The 17,222-nt window shown below is 56.3% G+C and carries 13 protein-coding genes; 11 read left to right on the top strand and 2 right to left on the bottom strand.

Features of this window, described 5'->3' with window-relative positions; all coding sequences use genetic code 11:
* The first annotated feature begins 213 nt into the window (after window positions 1-213).
* The 8 genes from ABD796_RS12965 to gyrA all read left to right on the top strand — a co-directional run bounded on the left by ABD796_RS12965 (window position 214) and on the right by gyrA (window position 12,998).
* Window positions 214-1,986: an ABC transporter ATP-binding protein gene (locus ABD796_RS12965; protein ID WP_344908438.1), complete on the top strand. Its 1,773-nt coding sequence runs from the start codon at window positions 214-216 to the stop codon at window positions 1,984-1,986.
* Window positions 1,983-3,848 carry an ABC transporter ATP-binding protein gene (locus ABD796_RS12960; protein WP_344908435.1) on the top strand — a complete coding sequence of 622 codons (1,866 nt, stop codon included), beginning with the start codon at window positions 1,983-1,985 and terminating at the stop codon, window positions 3,846-3,848. Before ABD796_RS12965 ends, ABD796_RS12960 begins: the two co-directional genes overlap by 4 nt.
* Window positions 3,849-4,018: 170 nt before the next feature.
* On the top strand, window positions 4,019-5,302 hold the full coding sequence (locus ABD796_RS12955) for a glycoside hydrolase family 18 protein (protein WP_344908432.1): 1,284 nt from the start codon (window positions 4,019-4,021) through the stop codon (window positions 5,300-5,302).
* Between the two features lie 222 nt (window positions 5,303-5,524).
* A complete protein-coding gene (locus ABD796_RS12950) occupies window positions 5,525-6,325 on the top strand; it encodes a GDSL-type esterase/lipase family protein (protein ID WP_344908429.1) in 801 nt (266 codons plus the stop codon).
* A 15-nt stretch (window positions 6,326-6,340) separates the two neighbouring features.
* The gene (locus ABD796_RS12945; protein WP_344908427.1) at window positions 6,341-7,306 is read left to right on the top strand and encodes an ABC transporter ATP-binding protein; all 966 of its coding nucleotides are present in this window, start codon (window positions 6,341-6,343) and stop codon (window positions 7,304-7,306) included.
* Entirely contained in the window at window positions 7,299-8,297 is a 999-nt protein-coding gene (locus ABD796_RS12940; protein WP_344908424.1) for an ABC transporter permease, read from the top strand. Before ABD796_RS12945 ends, ABD796_RS12940 begins: the two co-directional genes overlap by 8 nt.
* Window positions 8,298-8,426: 129 nt before the next feature.
* Window positions 8,427-10,514, top strand: a complete 2,088-nt coding sequence (parE, locus tag ABD796_RS12935; RefSeq protein ID WP_344908421.1) for a DNA topoisomerase IV subunit B — start codon at window positions 8,427-8,429, stop codon at window positions 10,512-10,514.
* Window positions 10,515-10,553: 39 nt separating this feature from the next.
* Entirely contained in the window at window positions 10,554-12,998 is a 2,445-nt protein-coding gene (gyrA, locus tag ABD796_RS12930) for a DNA gyrase subunit A (protein ID WP_344908418.1), read from the top strand.
* A 121-nt stretch (window positions 12,999-13,119) separates the two neighbouring features.
* On the opposite strand, the gene ABD796_RS12925 is transcribed toward gyrA, so the two are convergent.
* A complete protein-coding gene (locus ABD796_RS12925) occupies window positions 13,120-13,290 on the bottom strand; it encodes a hypothetical protein (protein ID WP_344908415.1) in 171 nt (56 codons plus the stop codon).
* A 315-nt stretch (window positions 13,291-13,605) separates the two neighbouring features.
* Between ABD796_RS12925 and ABD796_RS12920 the strand changes: the two genes are divergently transcribed.
* The 3 genes from ABD796_RS12920 to ytaF all read left to right on the top strand — a co-directional run bounded on the left by ABD796_RS12920 (window position 13,606) and on the right by ytaF (window position 16,280).
* Complete coding sequence (locus ABD796_RS12920) at window positions 13,606-14,010, top strand: MarR family winged helix-turn-helix transcriptional regulator (protein ID WP_344908948.1); 405 nt, start codon at window positions 13,606-13,608, stop codon at window positions 14,008-14,010.
* 328 nt (window positions 14,011-14,338) lie between these two features.
* Window positions 14,339-15,469: an FtsW/RodA/SpoVE family cell cycle protein gene (locus ABD796_RS12915; protein WP_344908411.1), complete on the top strand. Its 1,131-nt coding sequence runs from the start codon at window positions 14,339-14,341 to the stop codon at window positions 15,467-15,469.
* A 178-nt stretch (window positions 15,470-15,647) separates the two neighbouring features.
* Window positions 15,648-16,280: a sporulation membrane protein YtaF gene (ytaF, locus tag ABD796_RS12910; protein ID WP_344908408.1), complete on the top strand. Its 633-nt coding sequence runs from the start codon at window positions 15,648-15,650 to the stop codon at window positions 16,278-16,280.
* Between the two features lie 130 nt (window positions 16,281-16,410).
* Here ytaF and ABD796_RS12905 read toward each other — a convergent pair whose 3' ends face one another.
* Entirely contained in the window at window positions 16,411-17,115 is a 705-nt protein-coding gene (locus tag ABD796_RS12905; protein WP_344908405.1) for a DUF1232 domain-containing protein, read from the bottom strand.
* Window positions 17,116-17,222 lie beyond the last annotated feature (107 nt).

Raw genomic sequence — 17,222 nt, 5'->3', positions numbered from 1 at the left:
TCACCCAATTTTCATAACTTTCGTGAAAACGCATCCATGCCCGGGGAACCTGATGAAACGGAAGAATCGCATGGATTCCTTCCCGTTTTCGTCTTAATTTGTGGGTATAAGAGGGATAATGAACGTTTCTCCCGATTATGGCGATTGCTCGAACAAACAGATGGTGATAAGATTCATAAAGAATTTGCAAAGCAGCCGGCTAGGAGGGCGAAAATGGACGTTTTAAAGCAATTAAAGCAGTTTTATTGGAAAGACCGGTACTTGCTATTCGTCTCGATGATCTGTCTGATCTGTTCCACCGCTTTGGGACTGGTGTACCCGCTTTTGCTCCGGTACCTCATCGACGACGTCATCCGGAAGGAGCAGTTCCAATGGGTGCCCTATCTAGCGCTGCTTGTCGTAGGAGTCGTGGCCGTCAAAGCATTGTTCGCTTACACCCATGGGTATACGGGTGGCCGGCTTGGCAACCGGGTTGCATTCAGCATGCGCAACGCCCTGTATGAAAAGCTGCAATATTTGTCGTTCCAGTATTACGACCGCGCGAAGACAGGCGACCTGATGTCCCGTCTGACCGCCGATCTCGAAGGAATCCGGCAGTTTATCGGCTTCGGTTTCGCCCAACTGCTCAACGTGTTCCTGATGTTCATCTTAGGCTCGATCATGATGTTCTCCATGAACTGGAAGCTGACGCTCGTCACGTTCGTCACGATGCCGTTTCTGGTCATTACCGCCCTGCGGCTGGAACGCAAAATCCATCCGGAGTTCCGCTCGATCCGTCAAGCGAACAGCGATCTGACCACGGCCGTTCAGGAAAACATCAACGGCGTACGGACCGTCAAATCGTTTGCGCGCGAACCGTACGAAGTCGAGAAATTCGCCGTCCGCAACGGACAATTCCGGGCCAGCAACATCAACTTGTCGTACACCTGGTCCAAGTTTTTCCCGATGCTCGAGCTATTGTCCTCCGTCTGCGTAGCCATTCTGTTGACGACCGGCGGCATGTTCGTCATCAACGGCTCGATGAGTCTTGGAGAGCTGGTTGCTTTCTTCAGCTTCATCTGGTACATTATCGCGCCGATGCGGGATATCGGTTTTCATATCAACAACTATACGCAATCCAAGGCTTCGGGGGAACGCGTATTGGAAATATTGAATCAGTACGTACACGTAAAAGACAAGGATGAAGCAGTCGCGCTGCAGCCGGATCAGGTGAAGGGAACGATCCGCTTCGAGCACGTGACGTTCGCCTACCCGGAGAAACAGCCGGCCCTGACCGATCTGAATATCGAGGCTCCGGCGGGCTCGGTCATCGGGCTGCTTGGAGGAACCGGTTCCGGCAAGTCAACCGTCATTCAGCTTTTGCTGCGCGCCTACAACATTAAGGAAGGCCGCATTACGCTCGACGGCAAAGATATCCGCGATATCAAGCTGGAAAGCTTGCGCCAGCAGATCGCCCTCGTCTTCCAGGAGACGTTCCTGTTCTCGTCGACGATCCGCAACAATATTTCCTACGGTCGCAAGGACGTGACGGACGAGGAGATCGTGCGGGCCGCGAAGCTGGCCAAAGCCCACGACTTTATCATGGAGCTGCCGCTCGGTTACGATACGGTCGTCGGCGAGCGGGGGATGGGGCTGTCCGGAGGTCAGAAGCAGCGGATCGCCATTGCCCGCGCCCTGATCAAAAACCCGAAAATCTTAATTATGGACGATGCGACAAGCGCGGTCGATATGGAGACCGAGCACGAAATTCAAGCCGGCTTCAAGGAATTGATGAAAGGGCGGACGACGTTCATTATCGCCCACCGCATCTCGTCCCTGAAACATGCCGACGAAATACTTGTGCTCGAAGGCGGACGCGTCATTCAACGCGGAACGCACGAGCAGTTGCTCCGCCAGTCCGGGCATTATTTGGAAACGTACAAAATCCAATATTCGGATCATCCCGATTTCGCCGAACACAAGGAAGAACGGAGAGTGGCGAATTGAGCCAGTTAAACGGTCATTCCGAGGAAGAACGACAGAATAGCCGCGAACATGCAAACACGAGCAAAAAAACGCAGGAACGCTTTGTTTACCAGGACGACGACAAGATGGAGAAATCGTTCGACTGGGGGCAGCTGAAACGGATGGGCAGCTATTTGAAGCCGTATCGCCGTCAATTGCTGCCGATCATTCTTGTCACGATGATACTAGGCACGATGTCCAAGCTGGCCATTCCGTATTTGATCAGCCTGGCGATCGACCAGGCGATATTCAACGGAGACGGCGACCAACTGCTCATCTACGCATCCACGATGCTCGGTCTTTATGTTTTGCAGTGGTTCGTCAACAATTACCGGATTCGCTACATTAATGTAATCGGGCAAAAAGTGTTATACGATTTACGCTACGCCTTGTTCAGCCATATCCAGCAGCTGTCGTTCCGCTTCTTCGACAAGCGGCCCGCGGGTTCGGTGCTCGTGCGCATTACGAACGACGTCAACTCGCTGCAGGATCTGTTCACGAACGGCGTGGTCAATCTGCTGATCGACTGCGTGCAGCTGATCGGGATCGTCATTATCCTGCTCTCGCTCAGTCCCAAGCTCGGCATCGCCATCATAATAACCGTGCCGCTTATGTTTATCGTGTCGACGTCGCTGCGCAAACGGATTCGTTGGGCGTGGCAGGACGTGCGGATGAAGCAGTCGCGGATCAACTCCCACTTGGCCGAGTGCATTCAAGGCATCCGGGTGACGCAGGCCTTCACGCAGGAGAAGGAAAATATCAAATATTTCGACGGCATGAACACGATCAATAAGAAGTCGTGGGACAAGGCTTCGATGCTCAATCAGGCGTTCGGCCCGATTATCGAGGTGACCGGGGCGATCGGGACCTGTATCTTGTTCTGGTACGGCTCCCACCTGATCGAAAGCAAGGAGCTGACGATCGGGATGCTGGTCGCCTTCGCCAACTACATCGGCAACTTCTGGGAGCCGATCAACCGGCTCGGCCAGATGTACAACCAGATGCTGGTGGCCATGGCTTCGTCGGAGCGGATTTTCGAATTCCTCGATGAGAAGCCGACCGTAGGCGAGAAAGAGAAGCCGCTGACTCTGCCACCGATCAAAGGGGACGTTCGCTTCGATCATATCGTGTTCGAATATGAAAAAGGCCGTCCGGCGCTGAAAGACGTCAGCCTCGAAGCGAAAGCCGGGCAGTCCATTGCGCTGGTCGGACATACCGGCTCAGGCAAAAGCACGATTATTAACCTGCTGTGCCGGTTTTACGATCCGGTCGAAGGACGCGTGCTGATCGACGGTATCGACATCCGCGACGTCACGCTGCAAAGCTTGCGCTCTCAGGTCGGCATCGTGCTGCAGGATACGTTCATCTTCTCGGGCTCGATCCGTGACAATATCCGTTTCGGACGACTCGATGCGACGAACGAAGAGGTGGAGGCGGCCGCGAAGGCGGTGCATGCCCACGACTTCATCGTCAAGCTGCCGGATGGATACGATACCCAGGTCGAGGAGCGCGGCAACATGCTGTCGATGGGCCAGCGTCAGCTGCTCTCGTTCGCCCGGGCGCTGCTTGCCGATCCGCAAGTGCTCATTCTGGACGAAGCGACGGCCAGCATCGATACGGAAACCGAGCTGAAAATCCAGGAGGCGCTGAAGACGCTGCTTGTAGGCCGGACCTCCTTTATGATCGCTCACCGTCTGTCGACGATCCGCAATGCCGACAAAATCGTCGTGCTCGACCATGGCAACATCATGGAAGAGGGGACGCACGACGAGTTGATGCGGCATCAAGGCATCTACTTCGGCCTCGTCGAAGCGCAATACAAATTTTTGGGTGAAGCGGGCTGACGCTTGCTTGATACGCCGGCCGACTTTCCGACATTGCCGAAACCTCCGGGCGCTTGCGCGTCCGGAGGTTTTTTTGTTCGGACTGGCAAGTAACGGGCTGTTCCCGAATAGGCTTGGAACGTAGAAGCGGAAGCAGGCGGATAAGGAAACGGTAAGGAGGTGGGCGATTCATGCAGATCGAAGTGGTCAACCCCGGCGACTCGTTATGGGCGATCGCCAAACGATACGGGGTGACGGTGGACGATATTGTACGGATCAATGGAATCGACGAGCCGACCAGACTGGCGGTCGGCCAAGCGCTTGTCATCCCCACAAGCGATACGGATCATGTCGTCCGTCCCGGCGAATCGCTGTGGACGATTTCGCGGCGTTACGGCGTCCCCGTCGAGGAAATCGCCCGTGCGAACGGCTTGCTGGACCCGTCCAGATTACATGTCGGCCAGCGGCTGCGCATCCCGCGGGCGGGACCGAAGCCGACGATCGAGACGAACGGTTACCTGCAGCCGTCCGGAACCGAGAAGGACCGGGAGATCGTTGGCCAGACGGCTCCGTATTTGACGTACTTCAGTATGTTTCAGTATGTGGTCCGGGGCGACGGAACCCTGGTTCCGCCCAAGGACGAAACGGCTTTGGCGGCGATAGCCGACACGAGCGCCGTGCCGATGATGGTCATCACCAATTTCGAGAACGGCACATTCTCCTCGGAAGTGGCCCGCCAACTGTTCGACAGTGCCGAGGCGCGCAGCCGGCTGATCGACAATGTGCTGGCGACGCTGGCAGACAAACAGTTTTATGCGCTTAATATCGATTTCGAGCATATTTTTCCGGAGGACCGGGAAAAGTACAACGACTTCCTTCGTGAAATTACGGCCCGCGTGCATGAACAAGGGCTTCCCGTCTCTACGGCGCTCGCCCCCAAGATCAGCGCCACCCAAGCCGGCCGTTGGTACGAGGCGCATGACTACAAGGCGCATGGCGAGATTGTCGATTTCGTCATCATTATGACCTACGAGTGGGGCTGGTCCGGCGGTCCGCCGATGGCGGTCGCTCCGATCCCGCAGGTGCGGCAGGTGCTCGATTACGCCGTCTCGGTCATTCCGCCCGGCAAAATCATGATGGGCGCTCCGCTGTACGGCTACAATTGGACGCTGCCTTACGTCAAGGGCGGGAAGTTCGCCCCGACGCTCAGTCCTCAAGCCGCGGTCGGTCTAGCCCGGGACGTCGGCGCCTACATTCGGTTCGACTATACGGCGCAGGCTCCCCATTTTACGTATTACGACAACGAGGGCCGCGAGCACATCGTCTGGTTCGAGGATGCGCGCAGCATGCAGGCGAAGTTCGACCTGATCAAGGAGTATGGGTTGCGCGGCATCAGCTATTGGGTGCTCGGGCAGGACTTTCCGCAGAACTGGGCTTTGCTTGAGGCGAATTTCACCATCCGAAAGCTGCGTTAAGTCAAGCACGCGAAGGAGATGCTCCGGGTTGCCGGATGTTTCTCTCCGCGTGCTTTTTTTTGCCGCGGAACCGCTTTTTCTGCTTTTTTCGCGCCGTACCTGCCATTTGCAAATTGCAAGCGGAACCTTTACTCTAGAATTATATGCCAACGCGCAGCTTGTACAAAGTCGAGAGCTGACGAGAAATGACTTTGTACCTTTACTTTCGGGAGGGGGCTTATTGTGAAATCGACGCGAACGCTGTGGAGAACGGTTGGAACGGCGGCTCTGATCACGTCGCTGCTCTTTGTGGGCGGGCTTGTCTATGCCGTCAATGACGTCCTGAACCCGAAGCCGGCCGATTATATGCAAGCCGAGGAGCCGAAGCCGGCGGAAGAGGAGAAGACGACGATCGATATCGTCGCGCTCGGCGATTCGTTGACCGTCGGGACAGGCGATGTAACCGGCAAAGGCTATGTCCAGCATGTGCGGGAGAAGCTGGGCGAAGTGACGAAGAAGCAGGTCAACGTCATCGGCAACTATGCCGTCAACGGCGCTCGCACCGATGCCTTGCTCAGCGCCCTGCAAACGTCCAAAGGCATTCCTTACGGCATCGAGAAGGCCGACGTCGTGCTGTTTACGATGGGCGGCAACGATCTGTTCGCCATCGGCCAGGACGTGCTTGGCTCGAAGTCGGACGAGCTGGACCCGGTGAAGGTAAGAGAGAGAATGCCGGAGCCGCTCAAACGCCTGGAGCAAATTATGACCAAACTGTCCGAATTGAATCCGCGGGCGAAGATCGTGTACGTCGGGATGTATAACCCGTTCTATGATATACCGGATATGAGGCCGGCTACGGTGTACGTGCAGGAGTGGAACGATCAAGCGTTCCGAATCGCCAGCCGTTTTCCGAATATGGTCTATGTGCCGACGCTCGATCTGTTCCAGCTGAATTTCCAGAAATACATCTACAGCGATCACTTCCATCCGAATCAGGAAGGGTATGTGCGGATCGCCGATCGCGTCGTGCAGGCGCTTGAATAGGGAGGTTGAAGAAACGTGTCCGTCGATCCGAACGTCGTGCTGTCCGTCCATCAATTGAAGAAGCGAATCAAAAACAAGGAAATTATAAAGGGCGTATCGTTCGACGTGCGGCGCGGGGAAATATTCGGCTTTCTCGGCCCGAACGGCTCCGGCAAAACGACGACGATCCGCATGCTGGTCGGTTTGATCAAGCCGACCGCAGGAACGATTACGCTCGGCGGCTACGATGTGGCGAAGAAGCCTACGGAAGCGCTGCGTCATGTCGGCTGCATCGTGGAAAACCCGGAGCTGTACGGCTATTTGACCGGCTGGGAAAATCTCGAGCAGTTCGCGAGGATGATTCCCGGCGTCACCGAATCGCGCATTCGCGAGGTGACGCATATCGTGGGCCTCGGCCAGCGCATTTACGATAAGGTCAAGACGTATTCGCTCGGCATGCGCCAGCGGCTTGGTATCGCCCAGGCGCTGCTCGGCAGCCCGAGCCTGCTTATTCTCGACGAGCCGACGAACGGGCTTGACCCCCAGGGAATCAAGGAAATGCGCGACTTTATCCGCCGGTTGGCCGCGGAAGGGCTGAGCCTGTTCGTCTCGAGCCATCTGCTGAGCGAGATTCAGCAAATGTGCGACCGGGTGGCGATTATCAGTCATGGGAGCGTCATCGCCGTCGGGGCGGTGGACGAGCTGCTGCGGCAGACGAGCAGCACGGTCGTATGGAGCGTGTCGCAGGCAGGTCGTGCCCGGGAGCTCCTCGAAGGCGAGGCAGGCGTAGCTCTGCTGGATGGAAGCCCCTATGGGACAAGCTCTCCCGAAGGCGGAGAGGCGCTAGGCAGCCCGCTTGCGGTGCAGATGGATCAGGAAGCGATACCGCGGGTGAACGAGGCGATGGTAGCGGCAGGTATTCGCATATACGGCATCCACATCATCAATCCGACGCTGGAAGAGCTGTTCCTGCGCGTGACGGAGGGGGAGCAAATTGAATAACATCGGCCTCTACCCATTGGTTCAGAACGAAACGATTAAAATATGGAAGAAAAAACGGTTTCTCGTCATTCTGCTTATTCTTGCGGCCCTCATCCCCATCTTTACCTATGCGCAGATGAAGGTGGCCCAGAACAGCAAGAAGCAGTTCGGCTCGCAGGACTGGAGACTGGAAACGCAGCAGCAAATCAACGACTATACGAACCGTCTCGCAAGCAACCGGGTGCCCGAGGAATGGAAAAAATATATGCGGGTACAGGTCAGGGTGCTTCAATATTATTTGGACAAAAACGTCGATCCGAAAGCGCCCAACGGCGTTACGTTTACGAATACGTTCGTGGCCAACTCGATCGGTTTGTTCATTCCGCTGATGGTGATGGTTATCGCTTCCGACCTTGTCTCCTCGGAACACTCGACGGGGACGATCAAGCTGCTGTTGACCCGGCCGGTCCAGCGATGGAAGGTGCTGGCGAGCAAATATATTGCGCTGCTGCTGTATATATCGCTTACCGTATTCGCTACGATGGCGCTCGCCTATCTCATATCCGGGCTCATATTCGGCTACGGGGGGTGGACGCTGCCTTCCTTTACTGGCTTCAAGCTGGTCGGCGCCGAGGTCGACATGACTTATGTGCATCCGGTTCCGCAATGGCTTTATTTGCTGATGGAGCTCGGTCTTGTCTGGTTCTCGGCCGTTATCGTAGGGCTGATGTCGCTGATGGTGTCGGTGCTCGTGCGCAGTACGGCGGCGGGCATGGGCATTATGCTCGCGGTGCTGATCGCCGGAAGCATCCTGACGAATATGGTGTCGTCCTGGCAGACGGCGAAATACTTGTTTATGGTCAATTTGACGCTTACCGACTATTTGTCGGGCCGGCTGCCGCCCATCGAAGGAATGGATCTGGCGTTTTCCATGACCGTGCTGGCGGTTTGGGGGCTTGCTTCCCTGATCGTTTCCTTCCTTGTCTTTACGCGCAAGGACGTGCTGAATTAAGGGGCGATTCGCGGGAAATGTACGGCTTTTGTCGCGCGGGGCATGGTAAAACGAAACCGCTTTGAGTATAATGCATAATAGCTGTCGCTTGCGACAAGCGATTGAATCGGAATATGGGGGGCGCACGGATTGACAGAACAGCTGGACTTGTTTTCGGAATCGGCATCTTCGGAGGGTAAAAAAACGGCGGGCCTATCGTCAAGCGGCAAGCAACCGGCAAGCGGCGGGAACAAACCGGCCGCCGATCGGCAAGCGTCAGGCGCAGCGGCTTCGGCCGGCGGCTCCGCGACCGGGTACGATGCCGACGATATTCAAGTCCTGGAGGGCTTGACAGCGGTACGGAAAAGGCCGGGGATGTACATCGGCAGCACGAGCTCATCGGGCCTCCATCACCTGATCTGGGAAATCGTCGACAATGCCGTCGACGAGCATTTGGCCAAGTATTGCTCGAAAATCGATATCATCATACATAAGGATCAATCGGTCACCGTAAGAGACAACGGCCGGGGCATTCCGACCGGGATGCATAAGACGGGCATTCCGACGCCTCAGGTCGTTTTTACGATGCTGCATGCCGGCGGTAAATTCGGCGGCGGCGGCTATAAGAAATCCGGCGGCCTGCACGGCGTGGGCGCTTCGGTGACGAATGCGCTATCCGAATGGCTGGAAGTGGAAATTTGGCGCGACGGCAAGACGCATCGCCAGCGCTTCGAATATTGGGTCGATTCGAACGGCAAGGAGCATGTCGGACAACCGGTGACGGGGCTCGAGGTGATCGGCAATACGAATCGGACCGGCTCCCAGATTACGTTCAAACCCGACAAGCGCGTATTCCAGGGCGGGACGACGATCAATTACGACACGCTGTCGGAAAGGCTGCAGGAGATCGCTTTCCTGAACTCGGGCTTGAAGGTAACGCTGAAGGACGAGCGTTCCGGCAACGAAGAGACGTTTGAATACGCCGGCGGGGCGAAGCAGTTCGTGCAGTTTCTCAATGAGGACAAGACGGTGCTGCACGACGTCATTCATTTTATGGCCGAGAAGGAAGATATCGAGGTGGAGGTCGCCTTTCAATACAACGACGGCTACACCGAGACGATCGCTTCCTTCGTCAATTCCATTCCGACCCGCGGGGGCGGCACGCACGAGACCGGCTATAAAACCGCCTATACCCGGGTAATGAACGAATACGCCCGCAAAGCCGGACTTCTCAAGGAGAAGGATAAAAATCTGGAGGGCGTCGATCTGCGCGAAGGCATGATGACCGTTATCAACATCAAGATGGGCGAAGTCGAATTCGTCGGCCAGACGAAAGATCAGCTCGGCAGCGCCTCGGCGCGGGGCGCGGTCGATGCGGTCGTTTCCGAGAAGATGGCCGTTTATCTGGACGAGAATCCGCAAGTGGCGCAGCAGCTGTTAAAGAAGGCGGTCCAATCCGCCAAGGCGCGGGAAGCGGCTCGCAAGGCGCGCGAGGAAGTGCGCAACGGCAAGAAGGGCAAAAGCGAAAGCTCCAATCTGGGCGGCAAGCTGACTCCGGCGCAGTCGAAAGACCACATGCGCAACGAACTGTTCATCGTCGAAGGCGATTCCGCTGGCGGCTCCGCCAAGCAAGGCCGCGATTCCCGGCATCAGGCGATATTGCCGCTCAAGGGCAAGCCGATGAATCCCGAGAAGGCGAAGCTGGTCGATATTTTGAAAAACGACGAGTACAAGGCCATCATTGCCACGATCGGCGCGGGTGTAGGCTCGGACTTCGAGATCGAGGAAATCAATTACGGCAAAGTGATTATCATGACCGATGCCGATACGGACGGGGCACACATCCAGGTGCTGCTGTTGACCTTTTTTTACCGTTACATGAAGCCTCTTATCGATGCGGGACGGGTGTTTATCGCCCAGCCGCCTCTCTATAAAGTGACAAAGAAGGCCGGCAAAAACTCGGTGATGAAATATGCGTTCTCGGACGAGCAGCTGGCGCAGTTCATGAAGGAGCTGGGCAAGTCGGTCGAGCTGCAGCGCTACAAAGGGCTCGGCGAGATGAACCCGGAGCAGCTGTGGGAGACGACGATGGACCCGGAGGCACGGATGCTGCTGCAAGTGCAGATCGAGGATGCCGCCAAGGCCGAACGCCGCGTCTCGACGCTGATGGGCGACAAGGTCGACCCGCGCAAACGGTGGATTATAGACAATGTGGACTTTACGGAATTTGTAGAATGAGCGAAGTGCGTTGAAACCTGAATTGAGGTGACTATCAGCTTGAGTCTATCGGAGCAGCATTTGCCCGCATTTCTGGAAGAGGTGGTCGGGGACCGGTTTGGCCGCTATTCCAAATATATTATTCAGGACAGGGCGATTCCGGATGTCCGAGACGGTTTGAAGCCGGTACAGCGGCGTATTCTATACGCCATGTACGAATCCGGCAATACGCCGGACAAGCCGTACCGCAAGTCGGCGAAGACGGTCGGGGACGTGATGGGCAACTACCATCCGCACGGAGATTCCTCCATCTACGACGGTATGGTGCGGATGGCCCAATCGTGGAAGATGTCGCATATGCTCGTGGACGGCCACGGCAACTGGGGCTCGATGGACGACGATCCGCCGGCGGCGATGCGTTATACCGAGGCGCGGCTGTCGAACATCGCCATGGAGCTGCTGCGGGACATCGACAAGCGCACCGTGCTGTTCAAGGACAACTTCGACAATACGGCGAAGGAGCCTGTCGTGCTGCCTTCCCGTTATCCGAACCTGCTCGTGAACGGAGTAAGCGGCATCAGCGCCGGTTTTGCGACGGAAATTCCGACGCACAGTCTGCGCGAGGTGATCGATGCCTGCATCGCTCTGATCGACAATGCAGACATTACGCTCGAGCAGCTTATGCAGGTCGTTAAAGGCCCCGACTTCCCGACCGGCGGCATCATAATGGGCGAGGAAGGTATCCGGGAAGCTTACCGGACCGGCAAGGGCCGGATCTATATCCGCGCGAAAACGGCCATCGAGGATATGAAGGGTGGCCGCCAGCAGATCGTCATTACGGAGATTCCTTACCAGGTAGTTAAATCGAAGCTGGTGACGGCGATCGAGATGATCCGCATCGAGAAAAAAATCGAAGGCATCGCCGAGGTACGGGACGAAAGCGGGCGGAACGGCCTGCGCATCGTCATCGAACTGAAGAAGGATGCGGACGCTTCCGGCATCCTTACTTATTTGCTGAAAAAAACCGACCTGCAGGTCGCTTATAGTTTCAATATGGTCGCGATCGTCAATAAGACGCCGAAGCAGTTCGGCATCAAGGAGCTGTTGGAGGCGTACGTCGAGCACCAGAAGGATGTCGTGACGCGTCGTTCCCAGTTCGAGCTGGAGAAGGCGGAGGACCGCGCTCATATTCTGGAAGGGCTGGCCAAAGCGCTGAACATCCTCGATGAGGTGATCGCGACGATCAAGGCGTCCAAAAACCGTCTGGATGCGCAAAAAAACCTCATCGACCGATTCGGCTTCACCGAGCGTCAGGCCGACGCGATCTTGACGCTGCAGCTGTACCGGCTGACCAATCTGGAAATTACTTCGATCGAAAAAGAGCTGAAGGATATCCAGAAAACGATTCAGTATTTGCGCGGCATTTTGTCCAGCCATACGAAGCTGATGGCCGTCATCAAGCAGGAAATGGGCGAAATTCGCGAGAAGTACGGCATTGATCGCCGTTCGGCGATTCAGGAGGAGATCGAGGAGCTCAAGGTTAACCTGGAGGTGATGGTGGCGCCGGAGGACGTGCTGGTGACGCTGTCGAACGAGGGCTATCTGAAGCGGACGAGCATGCTGTCCTATACCCGGTCGGGCGGGGAAATCGAGAGCTCGGGGGTCAAAGAGAACGATTATATCCGCCACCTGCTTGAGGTAAATACGATCGACAACCTGTTGATCTTTACCCGTAAGGGGCTTTCCTACCTGCTGCCGGTTCACCAAGTGCCGGAGTACAAGTGGAAGGAGAACGGAACGCCGATCGTAAACGTCATCCCGATCGCCAAGGAGGACCGGATCGTAACCGTCATTCCGACCAAGTCGTTTGACGAGCCCGGCAGGTCGCTCGTATTCGTCACCCGCCGCGGCCAGGTAAAACGGACGGAGTTGAAGGAATACCAGACGAACCGTTCCTCGGGCTTGGTCGCCGTCAAGCTGTCCGAACACGACGAGGTCATCGACGTACTGCTGAGCGACAATACGAAGGAGCTGCTGCTCGTCAGCAGGCTCGGCATGAGCATTCGCTTCAAGGAAATGGAAGTCAGCCCGATGGGACGAGCCGCCGCAGGCGTCCGGGGCATTCAATTGCGCGACGAAGACGAGGTCATCGCCTCGGAGTGGGTCGAAGGCGAGGAGGGCGAGATCTGGGTCGTGTCGGATCTGGGTTACGCCAAGAGCTCGCTGCTGCTCGACTATCCGGTACAAGGGCGAGGAGGCAAAGGCATCGTCACCTTCGAATTCAAGGAAGGCAAGCGGGTCCGGCCCAACGGCTCCGTGCTGCTGGAGGCGTTCTTCGTCAAGCATGCCCTCCGGCTGACGGCGTTGCTGAAGAGCGGCGGCCAGCATACGTTCACGACCGAGGAAGCATCCATCGAGGACCGCAAATCGCCGGGCAAGTCGGTCGTGCCGCTCGTCAAGGGGGACACCGTCGTCGCGGTCGTCAAGCGCCCCGCTCCGGTATAAGCGTTCTCGGAACGTTGCTTGGCGCTGCATTCCGCGCGGCGCTCCGTGCATCCGGACAGGGGCCGACTCGGTAAGTAGGGTTGCTGTTCCTGGGAGGACGCTGGGCGATGATTGTATTGCCTTAATCGTACGTCTCGTAAGGCGGATCGAGCTTCTCCAGCAATTTCACGAGCATGTCGATAACGGCCCACGCGGGCATAGGCTCATCCAGCCTATGCAGCCACTGTGGGTCGTTTATTATGCCTGCGGTCAATGCCCGTTTGACGATCTCCGCTTTATGCGCCTGATCCATATTGGCGTCCTCCTTCTCCGTCGGTCTTGTCGTCAAGTTCCGCACCGTCTGTAATGCAATATATGTTGAATCCTATCAAAACGTTAAACGGTTCCCCGCATTGTGTTGCAAAATATTAATAGTATTAACCTTTAATCCGACAATCTCGATTGTTATAATAGAATCATAAGCGATGTTCAAGGGCGGCACCCGCCCATCTGAAGCGAAGTTGAATGCAGTGATCCTTACGAAGTCAACTTTTTCTTGCGAAAAAGTTCAGTGTATGCTTACGAAGTCAACTTTTTCTTGCGAAAAAGTTCTTAGGAGGTGTTCATGTTGTTTTCCGATCAATTTGCAAAACTGTGGAGCAAAATCAGCAAGGACTTGCGGTCGCACATGGAAACGCAATTGGCGCCGGCTTTGACGGAGGGCCAATTGAACGTACTGGAGGTACTGCTTACCCAGGACAGGATGAAGCCGTCGGATTTGCTGGATTATCTGAATACGACCCCTGCGGCGGTGACGACGCTGCTCGACCGGATGGAGAAAAACGAGCTAATCGTGCGCAAGCGGGACGAGAAGGACCGCCGGATCGTCTGGATTATTCCAACGAGGAAGGGCGAGACCGAATGCGTTCGCGGCGTCGACATCCGCAACGAATTCATCCATTCGCAGCTGGACCGGATTTCCTCGCACAACCAGCAGCTTCTCGTCTATTTGCTCGGCAAAGTAGCGAACTGAAGGGCAGCCCCGGCGAGGATCGATAGACCTATTGCGAATCAAGCGCAGAGCGTATGTCTCTGTGCTTTTCTTTTTGCTCGCCTTTTACCGGTTTTTAACGATTTAGTGTCCCCGGCCGATATTCCTCAACCCGTCAGCCATTGTCTCCGTCTAATACTAAAGTGACTTTTTACAGGGCGAGGGACCGATCCTGCGGAAGACGCAGCTTCGCTCTGAATTCGTACCCGTTCGCCATGACCGGCCTTGGCGGAAAGCTGCGGTCAGGCCGTTCTGGCGGAAGGTGCGCGGCACATCATGAAACACTCATAAAGGGGCGGGCCATTTCACGATGATACAAAAATTAAAACAACTGGATCGCACCATCCTGATCGTTTTGTTTGGCTTCGGTGTTATTAGCACCGCGGTTATTTATAGTGCTACGTTCGGTACGAAATATGAAGGGCTTCATATGAGCAACGCGATTTTGTTCGGCGTTTTTTTCGTAGCGATGCCGTTTGCCGCTTTGTTCGATTACCGTCTCTTGACTGGCAGGCTCGCTTACGTGCTGTATGCGGCAGGCATCGGCATGCTTCTGCTCGTTATCTGGAAAGGGGAGGATATCAACGGCTCAACGCGTTGGATCGGTATTGGCGGCGTGCAATTTCAGCCATCGGAGCTTGCCAAGGTATTCACGATCCTGCTGGTTGCCCACCTGCTCGCCAAGCGAGGAGGCGAGCAGCTGCAGCTGTTCCGGGACGTCGTACCGTTGTGCGCGGTCGTAGCGGTTCCGTGCGTGCTCGTGCTCAAGCAGCCCGATCTCGGAACGGCGATCGTCTTCGTCAGTATTCTGGTCGGCATGATCTGGATCGGCAATATCGGCAAGGTGCCGATGATCGCAGGCATCTCGGTTTTGAGCGGACTGGTGTGGGCGGTTATCTGGCTGTTCCACAATAACTACGTCTTGCTCCAAAAGTTCGTGAAGCCGCATCAGTTGGCGCGAATCCAGACGTTCCTCGATCCGGCCAGCGACCCGGATAAGTCGTGGCACGTCCGTAATGCGATGAGAGCGGTCGCTTCCGGCCAGATGTCCGGCCAAGGCTTTAAGCAGGGCCATCTGGTGCAGCACGGATTTATTCCCTACTCCTATTCGGACTCGATCTATGTCGCTGTGGGGGAGGAGTTCGGGTTTCTTGGCTCTGCCGTGCTATTGCTGCTCTATTATGTGCTGATTTACCGGATGGTGCGCATTGTGTCGGGCAGCGGGGATTTGTCCGGCCAATATTTGGTAGTCGGCGTCATCTCTATGCTCGTCCTGCAAATATTCGAGAATATCGCCATGCATATCGGTCTTATGCCGCTAACCGGCATAGCGCTGCCGCTGCTCAGCTACGGCGGAAGCTCCCTGCTGACGAATATGCTGTGCATCGGATTGGTGCTGAGCGTCAAAGTATACGGCGCCGAGCCCCGTCTGCGCAGTTAAAGGACAGGAGGACGACAAGAGCGGGACGTTACCGGCTGGATATGCGGTCGCCGCCCTCTCATTGCGGGAATCGCAACGGTTGTGTTGAAGGGCGTTCAACAAAAACGTTACGGGACGTGCACAACGGCTCAACATCATCCATATACTGATACGGAAATCAAACGGAGGTGTTGAGCGGATGCATTGGTTTATGATTTTGGGGCTGGCGGTCTCATCCAGCATCGACAATTTAGGCGTAGGCATTTCGTACGGGATTCGCGGGATCCGGCTGGAACTTTGGAAAAATGCGCTTATTTCCGTCATTTGTTTGGCTTTCAGCTATGCGGGGATTTACTTCGGGAAATGGATCTCAACGATACTGCCCGGCATTCTCCCGGTGCTGCTCAGTACGTTCCTGCTGGTCGTAATCGGCATCCGCATCATGCTGCTGGCGCTGCCAAGAAAGCGCCAGACGCCGGAGGTGCCCTCCGCCGAGGAGAAGTCGGGCGGGCTGAAGGGCATATTGCAAAACCCGGAAAAAGCCGATATGGACCGGTCCGGAGACATCGGGTGGTGGGAAGCGGTCCTGCTCGGCGTGGCGCTGTCGGCGAATGCGTTGACGAACGGCCTCGGCGCCGGTTTGATCGGCTTGTCGCCGCTGGCGATTTCGCTTTCCGCCGCGGTCGGCAGCTTCGTGACGCTCTGGCTCGGCGGGGCAGTCGGGGGGAAAGCGGCGAATATCCGCATCGGCTCGTTCACCGTCGGGCAGTTCGGCACGCTGCTGAGCGGAATCATGCTGCTGATCGTGGCGGCCAATATGCTGCTCGATTAACTGCGTACCGCTCTGCAATAGAAGAGAGACGGCAGGGGAACGTCATTTTTGAATAAAAGCAGCTCATTTCCGCAAAACGGCGGAGCGGGCTGCTTTTTTGGAGGGTTAATTGGAGGGTTATCCGACCCTGCTACGTATCGGTTTCAGAGCCGGACATTTGGGCCAAGCGGCGCAAGGTGAGATGAACCGCGATCGCGTCGTCGAGATAGCCGATCGGGAACAAGTAGTCGGGAATAATGTCGGTGGACAGGATGAAGTAAAGCAGCGCGCTCCCGAGCAGCGCCCGTTCGTCCTCGGAGGTTCCGGTTTTGGAAAACGTTTCATACATGGTCTGCAAATGCTCGATAAAAGGCCCCATGCCGTCCACCTGCTGCATCTTCGCGGCAAAACCGTCGTGGATCAGTCGCCGGCCTTCCTCTGTCCGGGCGTATCGCTCGTAATTGGCCAGCTCCCGCTCGACCTGCACTGTCGTGTAGCGGACATCGAACCAGTCGGAGCCGGCCAGCGTCTCCTGGATGGAATCGACGGACCGCTGCAGATCCGAAGGAGCATCCGGCCCGTTCAGCTTTAATCCGCTGGCTTCAAGCAGCAGCCCGACGGGGACGTTCAGATTGTCGGCGATTTTCTGCAATTGCCCGGCTTTGGCCGCCTGTTTCCCAGCGGCAATCCGCGAGATCGTCGCCACGTCGATTCCCGTCAGCCCGCCCAGCTTGCGCATGGATAGGGACCGCTCTTGCAGGAGCGTTTTCAACAGCTCGCCGAGCCGTTCGCCGTTACCGCCGACCCTGCCGTTGCTATCGTTGAAGTCGTTCGGGTCGTTCAAGTCGTTTGCCATACGCGCCCTCCTTTAGTCCGTCTTTCTTCGACAGAGCAGGCACCGGTTGTACTGCAAGTATATGAGCGGGGAGGGCGGCAATTGACTCTCTTTGGGGGCAAGATTGC

Source organism: Paenibacillus hodogayensis, assembly GCF_039536325.1.
Taxonomy (GTDB): Bacteria; Bacillota; Bacilli; order Paenibacillales; family NBRC-103111; genus Paenibacillus_AB; species Paenibacillus_AB hodogayensis.
This window is presented reverse-complemented; position numbering and strand designations above follow the sequence as displayed.